Source organism: Streptomyces sp. MNU89 (genome assembly GCF_020982505.1).
Taxonomy (GTDB): Bacteria; Actinomycetota; Actinomycetes; order Streptomycetales; family Streptomycetaceae; genus Streptomyces; species Streptomyces xinghaiensis.
The window spans coordinates 2,590,831-2,608,554 of sequence record NZ_JAJKLL010000001.1; the positions used below are offsets into that span (position 1 = coordinate 2,590,831).

At 75.5% G+C, this 17,724-nt stretch carries 17 protein-coding genes; 7 read left to right on the top strand and 10 right to left on the bottom strand.

What is annotated here, in order from left to right; genetic code table 11:
* Positions 1-62: 62 nt before the first annotated feature.
* Entirely contained in the window at positions 63-863 is an 801-nt protein-coding gene (locus E4N63_RS10955; RefSeq protein ID WP_125625497.1) for an enoyl-CoA hydratase-related protein, read from the top strand.
* Positions 864-956: 93 nt separating this feature from the next.
* Here the strand turns inward: E4N63_RS10955 and E4N63_RS10960 are convergent, their stop codons facing one another.
* Together E4N63_RS10960 and E4N63_RS10965 are read right to left on the bottom strand one after the other, a co-directional pair.
* Positions 957-1,568 carry a DNA-3-methyladenine glycosylase I gene (locus E4N63_RS10960; protein WP_308188676.1) on the bottom strand — a complete coding sequence of 204 codons (612 nt, stop codon included), beginning with the start codon at positions 1,566-1,568 and terminating at the stop codon, positions 957-959.
* Positions 1,565-2,089 carry a DivIVA domain-containing protein gene (locus E4N63_RS10965; protein ID WP_230240531.1) on the bottom strand — a complete coding sequence of 175 codons (525 nt, stop codon included), beginning with the start codon at positions 2,087-2,089 and terminating at the stop codon, positions 1,565-1,567. Before E4N63_RS10965 ends, E4N63_RS10960 begins: the two co-directional genes overlap by 4 nt.
* Before the next feature lie 416 nt (positions 2,090-2,505).
* Between E4N63_RS10965 and folP the strand changes: the two genes are divergently transcribed.
* Positions 2,506-3,366 (top strand): dihydropteroate synthase, encoded by an 861-nt coding sequence (gene folP, locus E4N63_RS10970; protein WP_230242436.1) that lies wholly within the window; start codon positions 2,506-2,508, stop codon positions 3,364-3,366.
* A gap of 91 nt (positions 3,367-3,457) precedes the next feature.
* Here the strand turns inward: folP and E4N63_RS10975 are convergent, their stop codons facing one another.
* A complete protein-coding gene (locus E4N63_RS10975; protein WP_230240532.1) occupies positions 3,458-4,222 on the bottom strand; it encodes a TIGR00730 family Rossman fold protein in 765 nt (254 codons plus the stop codon).
* Positions 4,223-4,319: 97 nt separating this feature from the next.
* Positions 4,320-5,399, bottom strand: a complete 1,080-nt coding sequence (gene dapE, locus E4N63_RS10980) for a succinyl-diaminopimelate desuccinylase (RefSeq protein WP_125625494.1) — start codon at positions 5,397-5,399, stop codon at positions 4,320-4,322.
* A 105-nt stretch (positions 5,400-5,504) separates the two neighbouring features.
* On the opposite strand from dapE, the gene E4N63_RS10985 reads away from it, so the two are divergent.
* Positions 5,505-6,443: a hypothetical protein gene (locus E4N63_RS10985; protein ID WP_230240533.1), complete on the top strand. Its 939-nt coding sequence runs from the start codon at positions 5,505-5,507 to the stop codon at positions 6,441-6,443.
* A 318-nt stretch (positions 6,444-6,761) separates the two neighbouring features.
* Entirely contained in the window at positions 6,762-7,319 is a 558-nt protein-coding gene (locus E4N63_RS31035; RefSeq protein WP_308188677.1) for an ATP-binding protein, read from the top strand.
* Positions 7,320-7,553: 234 nt separating this feature from the next.
* Here E4N63_RS31035 and dapC read toward each other — a convergent pair whose 3' ends face one another.
* Together dapC and fdxA are read right to left on the bottom strand one after the other, a co-directional pair.
* Positions 7,554-8,651, bottom strand: coding sequence for a succinyldiaminopimelate transaminase (gene dapC / locus E4N63_RS10995; RefSeq protein ID WP_230240534.1), 1,098 nt, complete (start codon positions 8,649-8,651; stop codon positions 7,554-7,556).
* 139 nt (positions 8,652-8,790) lie between these two features.
* Positions 8,791-9,111: a ferredoxin gene (gene fdxA, locus E4N63_RS11000; RefSeq protein WP_019710198.1), complete on the bottom strand. Its 321-nt coding sequence runs from the start codon at positions 9,109-9,111 to the stop codon at positions 8,791-8,793.
* A gap of 139 nt (positions 9,112-9,250) precedes the next feature.
* Between fdxA and E4N63_RS11005 the strand changes: the two genes are divergently transcribed.
* Together E4N63_RS11005 and E4N63_RS11010 are read left to right on the top strand one after the other, a co-directional pair.
* Positions 9,251-10,333: a GNAT family N-acetyltransferase gene (locus E4N63_RS11005; protein ID WP_230240535.1), complete on the top strand. Its 1,083-nt coding sequence runs from the start codon at positions 9,251-9,253 to the stop codon at positions 10,331-10,333.
* 16 nt (positions 10,334-10,349) lie between these two features.
* The gene (locus E4N63_RS11010; RefSeq protein ID WP_230240536.1) at positions 10,350-11,243 is read left to right on the top strand and encodes a transglutaminase-like domain-containing protein; all 894 of its coding nucleotides are present in this window, start codon (positions 10,350-10,352) and stop codon (positions 11,241-11,243) included.
* A 91-nt stretch (positions 11,244-11,334) separates the two neighbouring features.
* Here the strand turns inward: E4N63_RS11010 and E4N63_RS11015 are convergent, their stop codons facing one another.
* The 4 genes from E4N63_RS11015 to E4N63_RS11030 form a co-directional block, all read right to left on the bottom strand.
* The gene (locus tag E4N63_RS11015; protein WP_230240537.1) at positions 11,335-12,186 is read right to left on the bottom strand and encodes a hypothetical protein; all 852 of its coding nucleotides are present in this window, start codon (positions 12,184-12,186) and stop codon (positions 11,335-11,337) included.
* A 1,379-nt stretch (positions 12,187-13,565) separates the two neighbouring features.
* Positions 13,566-13,934, bottom strand: coding sequence for a DUF6113 family protein (locus tag E4N63_RS11020; RefSeq protein WP_125622218.1), 369 nt, complete (start codon positions 13,932-13,934; stop codon positions 13,566-13,568).
* The gene (gene mshB, locus E4N63_RS11025; RefSeq protein WP_230240538.1) at positions 13,931-14,896 is read right to left on the bottom strand and encodes an N-acetyl-1-D-myo-inositol-2-amino-2-deoxy-alpha-D-glucopyranoside deacetylase; all 966 of its coding nucleotides are present in this window, start codon (positions 14,894-14,896) and stop codon (positions 13,931-13,933) included. The genes E4N63_RS11020 and mshB overlap by 4 nt, the downstream gene beginning before the upstream one ends.
* A 36-nt stretch (positions 14,897-14,932) precedes the next feature.
* Positions 14,933-15,127, bottom strand: a complete 195-nt coding sequence (locus tag E4N63_RS11030) for a hypothetical protein (RefSeq protein ID WP_019710204.1) — start codon at positions 15,125-15,127, stop codon at positions 14,933-14,935.
* A gap of 288 nt (positions 15,128-15,415) precedes the next feature.
* Here E4N63_RS11030 and E4N63_RS11035 point away from each other — a divergent pair, with 288 nt between their 5' ends.
* A complete protein-coding gene (locus E4N63_RS11035; RefSeq protein ID WP_125622214.1) occupies positions 15,416-17,539 on the top strand; it encodes a prolyl oligopeptidase family serine peptidase in 2,124 nt (707 codons plus the stop codon).
* Positions 17,540-17,724: the final 185 nt, after the last annotated feature.

The window sequence follows — 17,724 nt, forward strand, 5'->3', positions numbered from 1 at the left end:
CGTCATGCTGTGATCCGACCGCCCACCACCATTCCCACCAGCCCTGACGGAGGTAGCCGGCGATGGCCGACACCGTGCTCCACGAGGTGACCGACGGACTCGCGACGATCACCCTGAATCGTCCCGACGCCATGAACTCCCTGAACACCGAGATCAAGGAGGCCCTGCGGGAGGCCCTCCAGCAGGCCGCGGCGGACTCCGCCGTACGGGCCGTGCTGCTCACGGGCCGGGGCCGGGCCTTCTGCGTCGGCCAGGACCTCAAGGAGCACATCGGCACGCTGGCCGCGGCGCGGGAGTCCGGCGGGGGCAACTCGATGGACACCGTGCGCAGGCACTACAACCCGATCACCGAAGCCATCGCCGGGATGCCCAAGCCCGTGGTCGCCGCGGTCAACGGCGTCGCCGCCGGGGCGGGCGCGGGCTTCGCATTCGCCGCCGACTACCGGATCGCCGCCGCCACCGCCGCCTTCACCACGTCCTTCGCCGGGGTGGCCCTCACCGCCGACTCGGGGGTCTCCTGGACCCTCCCCCGGCTGATCGGCCACGGCCGGGCCGCCGATCTGCTGCTCTTCCCGCGCACCGTGGACGCCCACGAGGCGCTGGACCTGGGCATGGTCAACCGGGTGGTCCCGGCGGACGAGCTCGCCGCCGAGGCGGAGGCCGTCGCCCGGAAGCTGGCCGGCGGGCCGACCCTCGCCTACGCGGCGCTCAAGGAATCGATGGCCTACGGGACCACGCACACCCTCGTCGAGACGCTGGCCAAGGAGGACGAGCTCCAGACCCGGGCCGGGGCCTCCGAGGACCACGCGATCGCGGTCGAGGCCTTCGTACGGAAGGAGAAGCCGCGCTTCACGGGCCGGTGAGCCGGCACACGGAAGCGGGCACCCCGGGGCCGGTACGCCGGAACCGGGCCCGGGCCGCGCGGAGGGCCGGCCGGGAGGGGCCGGGCCCCGCCCTCAGGCCCGGCCGCCCGCCCGCGCGCAGCACTCGGCGAGGTGGTCGTTGACGAGCCCGCAGGCCTGCATCAGGGCGTAGGCGGTGGTGGGCCCGACGAAGCGGAAGCCGCGCTTCTTGAGCGCCTTCGCCAGCGCCGCCGACTCGGCCGTGACGGCGGGGACGTCCGCGAGCGTGCGCGGGGCCGGGCGGGCGGCGGGCGCGTACGACCAGACCAGCGCGTCCAGCTCGCCCTTCTCCCACCGGTCGGCGACCCGGGCGTTGGCCACCGTCGCCTCGATCTTGGCGCGGTTGCGGATGATCCGGGCGTCGCCGAGCAGCCGCTCCACGTCCTCCGCGGTGAACGCGGCCACGTCGGGGATCGAGAAGTCCTTGAAGGCCGCGCGGAAGCCCTCGCGGCGGCGGAGGATCGTCAGCCAGGACAGCCCGGACTGGAACGCCTCCAGGCACAGCCGTTCGAAGAGGGCGTCGTCGCCGTGGACCGGGCGGCCCCACTCGGTGTCGTGGTACGCCACGTACTCCTCCGCGGAGAGGCCCCAGGGGCAGCGGAGCAGGCCGTCCGGGCCGGGGAGCGGCGCGCCCGCCGGTACGGGTTCGGTGGCCGGGCCGGTCACGCGGTCCGCCCGCCGCCGCCCGCCGGGCGGGTGCCGGGGGCCGCGGTGTCCGGGGCGGCGGTGTCCGGGGCTCCGCCGCCGTCACCGCCGGCTTCGCCGCCGGGGGCCGTGGCACCGGTGGACGCGTCGTCCCCGCCCATCACGCCGCCGTCGGCCGCGCGGCCGTTCGCCGGCTCCTCCTCGCCGGTCCCCTCGCGGAAGAGGTCCGGGGCGCCGAACGCTGCCGCCCGGGCCCCCGTCAGCGCGGTCTCCAGCTCGGCGATCCGGGCGTCCCGCTCGGCCAGTTCGGCGGCGAGCCGGTCGAGCACGTCGTCGACGTCGGTCATGCGGTAGCCGCGCACGACCACCGGGAAGCGCACCGTCTCGACGTCGGCGCGGCTGACGGGGCGCGAGAGGGGCAGCGGATCGGCGAGCCGGTCCGGCTCGGCGTCCGGCAGCGCCGCGCCGTCGTCGCCGCCGACCACGGCGAGGGTGACCGCCGCGACCACCACGACCAGCGCGATGAGCAAGAACCAGAACACGACCGTCTCCCCGGATGCGTCGGCAGGGTCTGAGGGGACGATGGTGCCACGCTCCGCCGGACGCCGGGCAACCGGCCGGGTGCCGGGCACGCTCCGGCGGGCCGTCCGGAGGGGCTAGGGTCTGTCTGGCGCTCCGCGTCGGACCGGGCCGCGGCGCCCGGTGCCGGGGGCACCTCCCACACCCTTCGGGCCGTGGGGAAGCCCCGCGAGGCGGGGGGCCGCCGGCGTACCGGACCGTACGCGGGCGTGCCCGGCGACGCGGCGAGGTGCGGTGCCGGGCGCCGCGGAAGGGCCGGACCGACCCCGGAGTCGGTCACCGGGTCCGTGCGGAGAGCCGGACGGGCCGGTCGGAGAACTGTCCCGGGGCCGGAGAGCGGTCCCACCGCCCGACGGGCGGCCGGAGGAGGTCACGAGTGGTGCTGCGGCTGGGGAAGCGCGAGTTCGGCGAGCACGAGCCGGTGGTCATGGCCATCGTCAACCGCACCCCGGACTCCTTCTACGACCAGGGCTCCACCTTCCGGGACGAGCCCGCGCTGGCCCGCGTCGAGCAGGCGATCGCCGAGGGTGCCGCCATCGTGGACATAGGCGGTGTCAAGGCCGGCCCCGGCGAGGAGGTCACGGCCGAGGAGGAGGCGCGGCGCACCGTCGGCTTCGTGGCCGAGGTGCGGCGGCGCCATCCGGAGGTGGTGATCAGCGTCGACACCTGGCGCCACGAGGTCGCCGAGGCGGTCTGCGAGGCGGGCGCCGATCTGCTCAACGACGCCTGGGGCGGGGTCGATCCGCAGCTCGCCGCGGTCGCCGCCCGGTACGGCGCCGGCCTGGTCTGCACCCACGCGGGCGGCGCCGAGCCGCGCACCCGCCCGCACCGGGTGGCGTACGAGGACGTGATGGCCGACATCCTCCGGGTCACCCTGGGCCTGGCCGAACGGGCGGTCGAGCTGGGGGTGCGCCGCGACGGCATCCTCATCGACCCGGGCCACGACTTCGGGAAGAACACCCGGCACTCCCTGGAGGCCACCCGCCGGCTCGGCGAGATGACGGCCACGGGCTGGCCGGTGCTGGTCTCCCTGTCGAACAAGGACTTCGTCGGGGAGACCCTCGACCGGCCGGTCAGGCAGCGGCTGACGGGCACGCTCGCGGCGACCGCGGTCTCGGCGTGGCTGGGAGCCCGCGTCTACCGGGTGCACGAGGTGGCCGAGACCCGGCAGGTGCTCGACATGGTCGCGTCCATCGCGGGCCACCGGCCCCCGGCCGTGGCCCGCCGCGGACTGGCCTGAGCGGACGCCCCCGCCGCGCCGGGACACCCGTGCCGCGCCGGGACGGGCGGCCCGGACGGCGGGAAGCCGGCCGGGGCTTGCGGGACACCCCTCAGGCCTGCCCGGTCTCCTTGCTCACCAGGCTGACGGCCTCGTCCACGTCGTCCGTCAGGTGGAAGAGGTCCAGATCGTGCTGCGCCGCCTTGCCCGTGCCGATCAGGGTGTTCTCCACCCAGTCCACCAGGCCCTTCCAGTACGACGTCCCGAACAGGACGATCGGGAAGCGGGTGACCTTGCGCGTCTGCACGAGCGTGAGCGCCTCGAACAGCTCGTCCAGCGTGCCCAGTCCGCCGGGCAGCACCACGAACCCCCGCGCGTACTTCACGAACATCGTCTTGCGGACGAAGAAGTAGCGGAAGTTCACCCCGATGTCGACGTAGTTGTTCATCCCCTGCTCAAAGGGGAGTTCGATGCCGAGGCCGACCGAGACCCCGTTCACCTCGTACGCGCCCTTGTTCGCGGCCTCCATCGCGCCGGGCCCACCGCCGGTGATCACCGCGAAGCCGGCCTCGGCCAGGGCCCGGCCGATCCTGACCCCGTTCTCGTAGTCCTCCGAGCCGACGGGCGTGCGGGCCGAGCCGAAGACGCTGATGGCCGGGCCGAGTTCGGCGAGCGTACCGAAGCCCTCGACGAACTCGGACTGGATGCGCATCACCCGCCACGGGTCCTGGTGCACCCACTCCACGGGCCCCGGCGGCGAGTCCAGCAGCCGCTGGTCGGTGGTGGTCGGCTGGACCTGGCCGCGCCGCCGCGTCACCGGCCCCAGGTGCTGCTCCCGGCCGACTCCTTCCCGGGCTTCTCCCTCGGCACTGGTCACGGGCCGCTCCTTCCGAGACACCGCCTCCCGTGTCGTCCGGCGACGGGAGGATCTTCGCGGATCAGCGTATGCCCCGGCAGGTTGACGGCAAGGCACCTCAGGCCGTCAGCCAGGCGGACAACCGCTCCTCGCAGTGGTTGATCAGCGAGGTGAGCACGCGTTCGTCCCGCTTGTGCGCCAGCAGCGGTGCGCCCGGACCGTAGTTGACGGCCGGAACGCCCAGCGCGTTGAAGCGGGAGACGTCGGTCCAGCCGAACTTGGGCTGCGCCCGGCCGCCGACCGCCGCCATGAAGGCCGCCGCGGCGGGGTGGGAGAGGCCGGGCAGGGCGCCGCCGGTGTGGTCGTCGATGACGAACTCGGCCACCCCGCAGTCCGCGAAGACCTCCCGGACGTGCTGCTCCGCCTCCTGCTCGGTGCGGTCCGGCGCGTAGCGGAAGTTGACGGTGACCGTGCAGTCGTCCGGGATGACGTTGGTGGCCACCCCGCCCTCGATGCCCACGGCGTTCAGCCCCTCGCGGTACTCCAGCCCGTCGATGACCACCCGGCGCGGTTCGTACGAGGCCAGCCGGCTCAGGATCGGCGAGGCCGCGTGGATCGCGTTGGAGCCCATCCAGGCGCGGGCCGAGTGCGCCCGCTCCCCCGTGGTGCGCAGAAGGACCCGGAGCGTGCCCTGGCAGCCGCCCTCGACCTGCCCGTCCGAGGGCTCCAGGAGGACGGCGAAGTCCCCCTCCAGCCAGTCCGGATGGGCCGCGGCGACATGGCCGAGGCCGTTGAGCTCGGCGGCGACCTCTTCGTTGTCGTAGAAGACGAAGGTCAGATCGCGGTTGGGCTCCGGCACCGTCGCGGCGATGCGCAGCTGCACGGCGAGCCCGGACTTCATGTCGCAGGTCCCGCAGCCCCAGAGGTAGCCCTCCTCGTCCAGCCGGGAGGGCACGTTGTCCGCGATGGGCACGGTGTCGAGGTGGCCGGCAAGCACCACCCGCTCCGGGCGCCCCAGCCGCGTCCGGGCGACGACGTTGTTGCCGTGCCGGTCCACGGTGAGGTGCGGCAGGGCGCGCAGCGCCGTCTCGACCGCGTCGGCCAGCGGCTTCTCCCGGCCGCTGACGGACGGGATGTCCACGAGGGCGGCGGTGAGGGCGGCGGCGTCCAGGGACAGATCGAGCACGTGTGGGTCCATGGCGGCGACCCTAACCCGTCGGCGGGGGCCGCCCCCCGGCCGCCCGGGGGCCGTCCTTCCGGGCACGGGCCGCGGCCTTCACGGCCGCCCGGTACCGTGTGCGGCGTGTCCAGCCGAACCGTTTCCGTCCGCCGCCGGCGCCTTCTGCGCGCGCTGGTGGCGTGCACCGTCCTGCTGGCCCTGGCCGGGTATCTGGCGGTGCACTTCCAGACCTCCGGACCGGGTTCGCCTCGCTGTGCCGTCAGAGCCCCGGGGCAGGACGGCGAACCGTACGAACTCGAACCCCAGCAGGCGGTGAACGCCGCCACCATCGCGGCCGTCGGATCGGCCCGCCGGCTCCCGGAGCGCGCGGTGACCATCGCGCTCGCCACCGCGATGCAGGAGTCCGGGCTGCGCAACATCCGCTACGGCGACCGGGATTCGCTCGGCCTCTTCCAGCAGCGGCCCACCCAGGGCTGGGGCACGCCGGAGCAGATCATGGACCCGGTGTACTCGGCCGGGGCGTTCTACGACCATCTGGTGAAGGTCCCCGGCTACTCCCGGCTGCCGCTGACCGTGGCCGCCCAGCAGGTGCAGCGCAGCGGGTTCCCGCAGGCGTACGCCAAGCACGAGCCGAACGCCGCGCTGCTCACCTCGGCGCTGACCGGCCGCGCGGAGGCGTCGCTGAGCTGCGCTCCGGGGGCACAGGAGCAGCCGGGCGACCCGGTCCGGGTGCGGGAGAAGCTGCGGCGCGAGTTCGGCCGCGACGTGCTGGCGGGCGGCGCCGGACGGTTGGGCGGGGCCGGGAAGAGCGGTTCGCCCGGTCCGGTGGTGAGCGTTCCGGTGCCGGAGACGGCCTCCGGCGGCCCGGAGCGGCGCGGCTGGGAGCTGGCCCACTGGGCGGTGGCGCACGCCCGGGAGCTGCGGATCGCCCAGGTCTCGTACGCGGGCCGGGTGTGGAGCGCCTCCAGTTCCGGCAACGGCTGGCGCCCGGAGGCGGCCGGCTCCTCGGCGGCGGCCCGCAAGCGGGCCGCGGCGGCCGTGGTCATCACCACCGTTCAGTAGTACGGAGGGTCGCCCGCCCGGGGGAGCCGCCCGCCGCCGGGCCGGCACCCGGGGGAGCGTCCCGGCCGGGCGCGGACGGAGCCCCGGGCCCCCGTCCGACCTGCGAGGCCCGGGGACCGGCGCTCCCGCGCACCGGTCCCGTACGGCGCTCCGCGCCCCCTCCGCGCCCCTTCGCGGCCGGCCCCGGGGCGCGGCGCATTGCCAATCCTTTACCCCGGTCCGCCGCAACCTTCCCGCTCCTCACGCGGTAGTCACTGTGTCCGCCGAACGGACACAACTCCCCTGAAATCATCAGCTTTTCCCCGCCGAAGGAGCACCATGTCCCTCCCCCTCACGCGTCGGATCGCCCGAGCCGCGCTGCTGGTCGCAGCGGGCGCGGCTCCCCTCGTCGGCGCGGCCGGCCCGGTGCAGGCCGCGCAGCTGCCGGAGTCCGCCGGTCTCGGCGGGGTCAGCAACCTCGACGGCGCGGCCCTCGGGGAAATCCTCGACACCACCGCCCGGCAGACCACGGCCGGTGCCGTCACGACGCGTGACAGCACCGTGGGGAACGCCGCCCTCCCGGCCGCCGAGGGGCTGCTCGACTCCGCCGTCGGCACCGCAGCCCCGGTCGCCGGGCAGACCGTCACCGGCAGCGGGGACACCGCCGGCACGCTCACCGAGGACACCGCCGGAGTGCGCCCCGGAGGCCTGCGGGTGCGGGAGTTCGCCGGTGGTCTCACCGACTCCTCGGGCGTGCCCGGCGTACCCGGGAGCCTCCCGGCGACCGAGGAGATCAGGACGCCGGCCGCCCCGAACGTGGCCTACAACAACCTCTCCGAGGTCAACGAGGCGGCCGGTGATCTGACGGCGAACGGCCCGCTGCAGCTCGGCGTCTGACCGGGGAGGGCCGCCCCGCCGCGGGCGGCCGGAACCCGTACGGTCCACGGGCCGTGAGCGGTACGGACGGCAACGCCCGGCCGGGGATGCCCCGGCCGGGCGTTCCGCTGTTCTCCGGTGCTCCGGCGCTCCCCTTTCGTTCGTCCCGCGCCGCGCTCCACCGTGCTCCGTCGCGCCCGTCTCGCCCGTCGCACCCGTCGGCAGTCCGGGCCCGTCCGCGGTCCGGCCCCGCGGTCAGCCGCGCAGGCGCTCCACCGCGGCCGCGACGCGCTCGTCGCTCGCCGTCAGCGCGACCCGGACGAAGCGTTCGCCGGCCGGGCCGTAGAAGTCGCCCGGGGCCACCAGGATGCCCCGCTTGGCGAGATCGGCCACGGTGTCCCAGCAGGGCTCGTCCCGGGTCGACCAGAGGTAGAGGCTCGCCTCGCTGTGCTCGATCCGGAAGCCGGCCACCTCCAGCGCACCGCGCAGGGCCGTGCGCCGCGCCCGGTACCGGGCGCGCTGCTCCGCCACGTGCTCGTCGTCCGCGAGGGCCGCGACCGTCGCCGCCTGGACCGGTGCGGGCACCATCATCCCGCCGTGCTTGCGGATTTTCAGCAGCTCGCCCAGCACGGCCGCGTCCCCGGCGATGAACGCCGCCCGGTATCCGGCGAGGTTGGAGCGCTTGGAGAGCGAGTGCACCGCGACGACGCCGTCGAAGCTGCCGCCGCACACGTCCGGGTGGAGCACGGAGACGGGGTCGGCCTCCCAGCCCAGTTCCAGGTAGCACTCGTCGCTGACGACCAGCACGCCGTGTTCCCGCGCCCACGCCACGGCGGTGCGCAGTTCCTCCTTGGAGAGGACCCGGCCAGTGGGGTTCGAGGGGGAGTTGAGCCACAGGATCCGCAGGCCCTCCGGCGCCACCTCCGTCGGCTCGTCGTAGACGACGGGTTCGGCGCGCGCGAGCCGCGCCCCGGCCTCGTACGTCGGATAGGCCAGCCGGGGGAAGGCGACCCGGTCGCCCGGGCCCAGGCCCAGCTGGGTGGGCAGCCAGGCCACCAGTTCCTTGGAGCCGACGACGGGCAGGACGTTGGTGTGCTCCACGCCCCGCGCCCCGAGCCGCCGTCCGGCCCAGCCCGCCAGGGCGTCGCGGAGCTCCGGGGTCCCCCACACGGTCGGATAGCCGGGGCTGTCCGCCGCGGCGGTGAGCGCCTCGCGGATCACCTCGGGGACGGGGTCCACCGGGGTGCCGACCGACAGGTCCACCAGACCTCCGGGGTGCGCGGCGGCGGACGCTCGGTACGGTTCGAGGCGGTCCCAGGGAAAGACGGGAAGCCGGTCGGAGACTCCGGGCACGGTGCTCACTTCTCTCGGGCGTTCGGGGCGGCCGGACGGCTCCGGCGGGCATCCCGGGGCGGCGCGGCGGGCGCGAAGACCGCGGTCCCGCACGGCCGGGGTGCCGTACGGGACCGGGACGCCGCCGCGGGGTCCGCGGCTACTGGTTCTGCGGCGGAAGCGCGGCGATGAGCGGGTGGTCGCGCTCGATCAGGCCGAGCTTGGAGGCACCGCCGGGCGAACCGAGCTCGTCGAAGAACTCGACGTTCGCCTTGTAGTAGTCCTTCCACTCCTCCGGGGTGTCGTCCTCGTAGAAGATGGCCTCGACCGGGCAGACCGGCTCGCAGGCGCCGCAGTCGACGCACTCGTCGGGGTGGATGTACAAGGACCGGGAGCCCTCGTAAATGCAGTCGACGGGGCACTCCTCGATGCACGCCTTGTCCTTGACGTCGACACAAGGCTGCGCGATGACGTAGGTCACGCTGTCGTTCCTCCTCGGTAGGGCGGGCGGAGCGGTTGTCGTCTCCGCCGCATGGCGCGCGGGAGCGCGGCGTCGTCGATGCCCGCAACTAGTATCTCCGTTCCGGGGCACCAGTCGAACAGGAGGGGCGGGCACAGCTGTGGATTTCACCACCGGCGGACGCCTCACGGTCCGGATCACCGCCGCTGACGTGGGCAAAAGGGTATCGGTGCGGCGGTGGAGCGAGCCCGGAGCACCGGGCGGGCGGTTCACCGACGCGGTCGGCGTGCTCACATCCTGGGACGGGGGTGTGCTGTGTCTCACACGCCGGAACGGCGAGATCGTCCGCATCCCGGAATCCGCGCTGGCCGCCGGGAAGGTGGTGCCCGCGGCGCCCGCCCGGCGCCGGGGCCCGGCCGCCTCCGCGGCCGAGCTGAGCCGGGTCGCGGCCCGCGCCTGGCCGCCCGCCGAGAGCGAGACGCTGGGCGGCTGGACCCTGCGGGCCTCGGGCGGCTTCACCCGGCGCGCCAACTCCGTGCTGCCGCTGGGCGATCCGGGGCTCCCGGTGGACGAGGCGCTGCGCCGGGTGGTCCGCTGGTACGCCGCACGGAGCCTGCCCGCGTACATCCAGGTGACCACCGGCGCCGGGGACACCCAGGAGGAGCTGGCCGCCGCCCTCGACGCCCGCGGCTGGATCCGGGAGGTCTCCGCGGAGGTGCGGACGGCGGCGCTGGCCCCGGTCGCGGAGGCGGGGCCCGTGCACGGCGTCCCGGCGACCGCGGGGGCCGGGAGCGCCGCACCCCCCGTGCGGCTGACCCGTACCCCCGGCACCGCCTGGCTGCGGCGCTACCAGCGGTTCGCCGGTGACACCCCGGAGGTGCGGCGGGTGCTGTGCGGCGGGCCGTCCGTCCGGTTCGCCGCGGTACCGGCGGACAAGCCGGCGGACGGGGCCGCGGACGGAGAGGACGCCGGCGGTGCCCCCGCGGCCATCGGACGGTGCGTGGTGGACGGCCGCTGGGCGGGCTTCTCGGCGGTGGAAGTGGCACCGGAGCACCGGCGGCGGGGCCTGGCGTCCGCCGTGATGGCCGCCCTCGCCGCGCGGGCCCTGGAGGAGGGCGCCTCGGCCGCGTATCTCCAGGTCGAGACGGACAACGGGCCCGCTCGCGCGTTCTACGACCGGCTCGGCTTCACCGTCCACCACACGTACCACCACTGGCGCGCGCCGGATGACGGCGGCCACTGAGCGATAGGGCTTCCCCATGCCGGACAGGCCGGACGCACACGACCCCCGCGGCGCGGACGACGACGCCGGTGACCGGACGGCGGTCCGGCGCCGGTTCGCCGCCGAGGCGCGGGCGGAGCGGCCCGATCTCGCCCTGCTCTGCCTGCTGATCGCCGCCGAGGCCGATCCGTCGCTGGGCGAGAAGGGCATCGACGCGGCCCAGATCGAGCTGGACCGGCTCGCCGGGGAGCTGCCGTACGCGCCCGGCGGCGGCGCCGCGGGCTGGGCACGGGCGGTCGGCGCGCTCCTCGGCGAACGGTACGGATTCCGCGGCTCCCGGGACGATTTCGCCGCCCTGGAGTCCTCCCTCCTGCCGGAGGTGCTGCGGCGGCGGCGCGGACTGCCGATCCTGCTGTCCGTCGTCTGGATCGAGGTGGCCCGGCGGGCCGGCGCGCCCGTGTACGGGGTGGCCCTGCCCGGCCATTTCGTCGTCGGCTTCGGCGACCCGGCGGGGACGGACGCCCGCGGCCGGGTGCTGGCCGACCCCTCGGAGGGCGGCCGGCCGCTGACCGAGAGCGACACCGAACTGCTGCTGGCCGCCGTGACCGGTGAGCCGCTCACCCCCGCGATGCTCACCCCGGCCGCGCCGCTGGACATCGTCCGGCGCGTTCTCGGCAACATCCGCGCCTGGGCCGCCGCCCGGCCCGAGCGCGTCGATGTCCGGCTGTGGGCGGTCGAGCTCTCCCTGCTGCTGCCCCACCACCCGGCGCGGCTGCGCCGTGAGCACGGGCAACTGCTGGTCGGGCGCGGCGACTTCCTGACCGGCGCGGCCGAGCTGGAGACCTACGCGGAGGTGGCCGAGGCGGTGGACCCGGAGGAGGCGCGGGATGTGCGGCGGCAGGCCCGGGCGGCCCGCGCGATGCTCAACTGACGCACCCGGGCGGCCCGTACGCCCTGCGGGACGGAAACACCGGTCCGGCCCGGTGCGCGCCGCGCACCGGGCCGGAGGGAACGCCTCCCCGCTACGGGGTGGTGTCGATGGTGACGGTGCGCCCGGCCGGGTCGGTGGAGCGCAGCGCCTCGCGGAGCGCCCCGGCCACGTCCTGCGGGCTCACCGGGGTCTTGGAGCCGTTGCCGCGCTCGATGAGCACGCCGTCGAACACCCCGCCGTACAGGCTCTTGAGCACCTTCAGGTCGTAGGTGTCCACCAGTTTGCCGTTGACGGCCTTCATGGAGAGGAACTTCGGCAGCGAGTTCTCCGGGCTGAAGGAGATGGTGCGCGCCGGGTCCGTCCGCACGGTGACCAGCCCGGACATCGCGGGCTCGGCGAACTCCTTCATCGCCTTGTCGATCTCCGCCTGGTCCACCGCCGGCTGCCGTACGGTGCTGGGCAGTTCGACGGCCGCGCTCGCCCCCGTCTCCGTGCGGGCCCGGTAGGCGTCGGAGAGCGCGGTGACGGACTTGTTGACGTCCACGGCACGGTGCGGCTTGCCCGGGACGGGCACGGCCTTGCCCGCCTCGAAACGGATCATGCCGTCCTGCTCCGCGCCGCTCTCCCCGGCCAGTGACTCCAGCGCGGCGCGCAGCTTCTCCCGGTCCGTGACGATCTCGGCCTCCGCCTCGCGGGAACCGCCGAAGAGCGAACCGATCACGGAGACCGGGTTGTAGTCGCGCCCGGCGGCCTGCCGGACGCTGGCGTCGACATCGACGTCCAGCCCGACCACGGAGGGCTTGAGTTCGTGCTGCTCCCCGGCCACGCGGACGGTCATCGGGGCGTCGACACGCCGGCCGAGCCCCTGGTCGAGCCGGTTGACGGCCTCCTGCCGGGAGATGCCGCCGATGTCGACCCCGGCGACGGTGGTGCCCTTCGGCACCTCGGCGTGGTCGAGCAGCAGCCCGGCGGCGTACGCGACGCCGAGCGCGGCGACGACCGCGGCACCGGCCAGGACGAGCTTGGACCGGCCCTTCTTCCGCGCGGCCGGGGCCGGGGAGGCGGGCCGGGCGGCGCCGGCGGGCGCGGGGCACCGGCGTCGTCGGCGGGCAGGGTCGGGAACGGGGACTCACCGGCCGGCGGCACCGCCTGGATGCCGCTGACCAGGGTGTCGCTGGAGACCCGCTCCTCCGGTCCGCCGAAGGCGGGTCCGCCGCGAAGCCGTGGTCCGCGCCGAACGGCGCCGGCGCGGGCGCGTCCGGGTCCTGCATCGGCCCGGGAGCGGCGGGCGGGAAGCCGCCGTACGCGGGGACGGCGGTGCGGAACGCGGGCTCCGTCCCCGCCGGCCGGTCCGCCGGGACCGCCCGCCGGTCCGCCGGGGCGGCCTGCTGCCGGAAGGCGGGCGGCAGCAGCGGCATGTCGCCCTCGGCGGGTCCGCCGGTCGGCCCGTTGGGGCCCGCTCCGGGACGGGGCCGACACGGGTGCCGTAGGCCGGGTGGACGTGGGATCGGCGTCCCGGCCGGGAGGCGGGCCTCCCGCGGGCCGGCCGCCGGGCGCCGCGGGACCGCCACCGTGCGCCGCACCACCGCTGCCCGCGCCGGCACCGCCGGGGCCGCCCGCCGCCGGGCCGCCCGGAATCGGGGTGCCCGAGGTGGGGGTCGGGTCTTGCGGGGCGCGAACCAGTCACTGGCCCGCTCCCCGCCGCCCTGCCCGCCGGGCGCCGACGGGTTCTTCCCCGTCCCCTCCCGGCCGCCGCCCGCCGCGGAGACGGAAGCGGAGGGCTGCCGCTCCTCGGCGGGCCCGGCCGGTCTGGGCACGCCGGGCTCGGTGGCGGACGACCGGTCCTCGACGGGCGTGCGCATGACGACCGGGGGGATCGGCCGGGACCCGGGGATGTTGATTCTGATCCGGGTCGTCAGCGTGGTCTCGGTCTTCGGCTGCTCCTCCGGTTCGGAGGGCCGGCCGGCGTCGGCGGCCTCGGGTGCGTCCGGCGCGTCCTGCGGGGGGTGCAGGGACGGATACCGGCGCGTGCCGTAGGGCGGGGTACCCGAGGGGTACGACGCGGCCCCGCCGTGCCCCTGGGGCCCGGAGGACGTGGTGTCAGATTCACGGCTCAAAGCTGGTTCTCCCGGTTGGCTCCGCCGCCCGTAGTACTCGCACTGGGCTCCCCCCGTGCCTGAGGCCGCGGGCGGGGGTTCTCCCTGCCGTAGGGCAGGGGAGCTCGGCGGCGCTACCACCATACTGGCCGATGCCCGCGCTCATACCGCGACCGCCGCATCGGCGCCCCGGGCGGGGGGCCCGCACCCCCCGCCCGTCGGCGCGTCAGACGCCAAGTGGCTTGGCTCCGGGGGCCGGTGGGGGAAGCGAGGGCACAGTGGTGCAGATCACAGCGGTCAACATCCCGCCCAGCAGATAGAGATACGAGCCCACGCCCGACCCGAACAGGAAGTCGCCCTCCGGCCGGGAGGTGGTCAGCGCCATCACGGCGAGCAGCCAGCCGCCGGCCGCCGCGCCCGGACCGATCCGGGTGCCGGTGGCCCGCAGCCCGCCGTAGCAGAGGGCTCCGACGGCCAGCAGGGCCAGCAGCAACCCGGCCGGGAACCAGGCGCCTTGGACGAGGGCGCCCGCCGCGCCGGTCAGGACCCCGAGCACCGCGAGAGCGGCGTACGCGGCGAGGCGCCCGGCGCTCACCGGCTCTCCCCGGCGTCCGGAATGCCCGCGAACAGATCGGTCTCGGGCGGATTGCCCGCCGGCGGTCCGTCCGCCGCCGGGCCCTGGACCAGGCGGTAGTACTCGGTGGCCAGCAGCGGCTGCGCAAGATTGTTCGACAGGGCGAAGCAGGCCCCGCCCTCCACGCCCTCCACGCCCTCCGCGACGGCGATCTGCGTGGCGTGCGCCCGCAGGGCCGCCGCCTTCCGCCCGGCCCACTCGCCGCCGTCCACGGCCGTCGTGATCTGTTCCTCCTCCACCACCCCGGGAAGGTCCGCCACTCCGGCGACGCCCGGGAAGGGCAGGGAGGGGGCGGCCCGCAGCGCCGCCAGCCGCTCCTCCGCCACCGGCCGCGGCAGGCAGTTCCAGTAGATCTTCCGGACGGTGTGCGGCTCGCCGAGGTCGCGGCGGTAGGCCCGCTCGGAGGCGAGCGCGGCGGCCCGCATGGCGACGCGGTGCGCCTGGATGTGGTCCGGATGCCCGTAGCCGCCGTCGGGGTCGTAGGTGACCAGGACCTGGGGGCGGATCTCGCGCATCACCTCGACGAGATGCGCGGCGGCCTCGTCGGTGTCGGCCCGCCAGAAGGCCCGCGGGCGGTGGTTCTGCGGGAGGCCCATCATGCCGGAGTCGCGGTAGCGGCCCCGCCCGCCGAGGAACCGGTGGTCGGTGACGCCCAGTTCGGCCATCGCGGCCGCGAGCTCCCCCGCCCGGTGCGGACCGAGCGCGTCGTCGCGGTCGGCGGCGAGGCCCGCCAGCTCGGGCGGGATGACCTCGCCCTCCTCGCCCAGGGTGCAGGTCACCAGCGTGACGTGCACCCCTTCGGAGGCGTACTTGGCCATGGTCGCGCCGTTGTTGATCGTCTCGTCGTCCGGGTGCGCGTGCACCAGCAGCAGACGGCGGGCGGGCAGCGCCCGGCCACGGCCTGGAGAGGGCAGGTCAGTCATGCGCTACAGCGTACGAGCGAAAACGGCGCCGGGCCGTCAGAACTTCAGCCCCCCGATCATCCCGGCGACGTTGTTGGTCAGCTCACTGATGGTCGGGGCCACCGAGGAACTGGCCAGGTAGAAGCCCAACAGCATGCAGACCACCGCATGTCCGGCCTTCAGCCCGGATTTCCGGACCAGCAGGAAGACGATGATCGCCAGCAGCACCACCACCGAAATCGAGAGTGCCACGGCGGTTCACCTCCAAGGTATGTGCGGTCGGGGCGACGAGGGGTAACGCACGGGCGCCACAGTGTGGTTACCCATGATGCGCCACAGATCATAACGATCCGTTCCTGCGCACGAGCGGGTGCATCGCAGCAGAGAAGGGGCGCACGGACCGGGCGCCCCTTCAGCTCCACCGGGCGTACGCCGGAGCACGGCCGACGGCCGGTCAGAGGCGGTGCGGCAGCGGTGCGGGACGGCCCGGGAGCGGTGCGGGGACTCGGCCCGGCGGGGCCCGGCACGTAGGGTCGCCGCATGGACGGACAGCTCTCGTTTCCGCGGCAGCATGCCAGAACCCAGCGCTTCAGCCTGGGCGCGCCGCGCTCCTTCACCGTGTCGCCCGACGGCACCCGCCTCGTCTTCCTGCGGTCCCGCTCCGGCACCGACCGGGCGAACCTGCTGTGGGTGCACGATCTCGGCGAGGGGACGGAACGGATCGCCGCCGATCCCGCGGCGCTGCTCGGCGGCGGCACGGAGCGGCTGTCCCCGGAGGAGCGGGCGCGCCGGGAGCGGAGCCGGGAGGGCTCGGCGGGGGTCGTCGGCTACGCGGTCGACGCGGCCGTCGAGCTGGCCGCCTTCGCGCTCTCCGGGCGGCTGTTCGCGGCCGAGCTGCGGGCCGGGACCGCGCGGGAGCTCCCGGTGCCGGGCCCAGTGGTCGATCCCCGCCCGTCGCCGGACGGCCGCCACATCGCCTGGGTCGCCGGCGGCGCCCTGTACGTCGCCGCCGCGGACGGCTCGGACGCCCGGGCGCTGGCCGAGCCGGAGCACGAGCGGATCACCCACGGGCTGGCGGAGTTCGTCGCCGCGGAGGAGATGGACCGCTCCCGGGGCTTCTGGTGGTCGCCGGAGAGCGACCGGCTGCTGGTGGCGCGGGTGGACGAGACACCGGTGCGCCGCTGGTGGATCGCCGACCCGGCGCATCCCGGCCGCGAGCCGGCCGAGGTGGCGTATCCGGCCGCCGGCACGGAGAACGCGGAGGTGACGCTCGCCTTCACCGGTCTCGACGGCTCGCGGGTGCCGGTGGAGTGGGACCGGGAGCGCTATCCGTATCTGGCGCGCGTGCACTGGTCCGCGGCCGGGCCGCCGCTGCTGCTGGTCCAGGCCCGCGACCAGCGCTCCCAGCTGTATCTGGCGGCCGATCCGGAGACCGGCGCCACCCGGCTGCTGCACGCGGACGAGGACCCGGTCTGGCTCGACCTCTTCCCCGGGGTCCCGGTGTGGACGCCGGACGGCCGGCTGGTGCGGATCGCGGACGAGGGCGGGGCTCGGGTGCTGATGGTGGGCGACCGCCCGCTGACCGGGCCGCAGCTGCACGTCCGGGCGGTGCTCGACGTCGGCGCGGAGGACGTGCTGGTGACGGCCTCCGCCGGGCCGGAGGCGGCGGCGCCGGGTACGGGTGAGATCCATGTGCACCGGGTCAGCGAGCTGGGGGTGGAGCGGATCTCGGAGGGCCCCGGGGTGCACTCGGCGGTCCGCTCCGGCGCGGTGACCGTGCTGGCCTCGGCCACGCTCGACCACAGCGGCGCGGCGGTGCGGCTGTACCGGGACGACAGGCCCGCCGGGACGGTCATGTCGCTGGCGGAGCAGCCGGTGCTGACCGCCCATGTGCGGCTGGCGGAGGCCGGGGAGCGCCGCGTCCCGTGCGCCGTGCTGCTGCCCACCGGCTACCGGGAGGGGGACGGTCCGCTGCCGGTGCTGATGGACCCGTACGGCGGTCCGCACGGCCAGCGCGTCGTCGCTGCCCACAACGCCTATCTGACCTCGCAGTGGTTCGCCGACCAGGGCTTCGCCGTGGTCGTCGCCGACGGCCGCGGCACCCCGGGCCGCTCCCCGGCCTGGGAGAAGGCGATCGCGCACGACGTCGCCGGGGTCACCCTCGACGACCAGGTGGAGGCGCTGCACGGGCTGGCGAAGAGCTTCCCGCTGGATCTGGGGCGGGTGGCCGTCCGCGGCTGGTCGTACGGGGGGTATCTGGCGGCGCTCGCGGTGCTGCGCCGTCCGGACGTCTTCCACGCGGGCGTCGCCGGGGCGCCCGTGACCGACTGGCGGCTCTACGACACCCACTACACCGAGCGCTATCTCGGCCATCCCGCCGAGCGGCCGGCGGTGTACGACGCCAACTCGCTGGTCACCGAGGAGGGCGGGCTCTCCGGGGCGGCCGGCCAGCACCGGCCGCTGATGGTGATCCACGGGCTCGCGGACGACAACGTGGTGGCGGCCCACACGCTGCGGCTGTCCTCGGCGCTGCTGGCGGCCGGGCGCCCGCACGAGGTGCTGCCGCTCTCCGGGGTGACGCACATGACCCCGCAGGAGCAGGTCGCGGAGAATCTGCTGCTGCTCCAGGCGGGCTTCCTCCGCCGCTCGCTGGGCCTGGTCTGACCGCGGCCGGCCGGGGCGGTCCACGGACCGCCCCGGCCGGTTCTACGGCACCCGCACGGCCGTACGCCGTTCAGCCTGCCGCCTGTGGATATCGGGCTTGCTTCCATCAAGTTGCCCGGGTGTTAACGCGCTCGACGGCGATTCCGGCGGGAATGTCCGGCGCCGCGGTCCGGCGTCAAGCACAC

Bases quoted from the DNA above. Each gene is read 5' to 3' on its own strand.
- E4N63_RS10955 (WP_125625497.1), top strand. From the start codon at position 63: ATGGCCGACACCGTGCTCCACGAGGTGACCGACGGACTCGCGACGATC.
- E4N63_RS31035 (WP_308188677.1), top strand. From the start codon at position 6,762: ATGTCCCTCCCCCTCACGCGTCGGATCGCCCGAGCCGCGCTGCTGGTC.
- mshB (WP_230240538.1), bottom strand. From the start codon at position 14,896: ATGACTGACCTGCCCTCTCCAGGCCGTGGCCGGGCGCTGCCCGCCCGC.
- E4N63_RS11010 (WP_230240536.1), top strand. From the start codon at position 10,350: ATGCCGGACAGGCCGGACGCACACGACCCCCGCGGCGCGGACGACGAC.
- E4N63_RS11035 (WP_125622214.1), top strand. From the start codon at position 15,416: ATGGACGGACAGCTCTCGTTTCCGCGGCAGCATGCCAGAACCCAGCGC.
- dapE (WP_125625494.1), bottom strand. From the start codon at position 5,399: ATGGACCCACACGTGCTCGATCTGTCCCTGGACGCCGCCGCCCTCACC.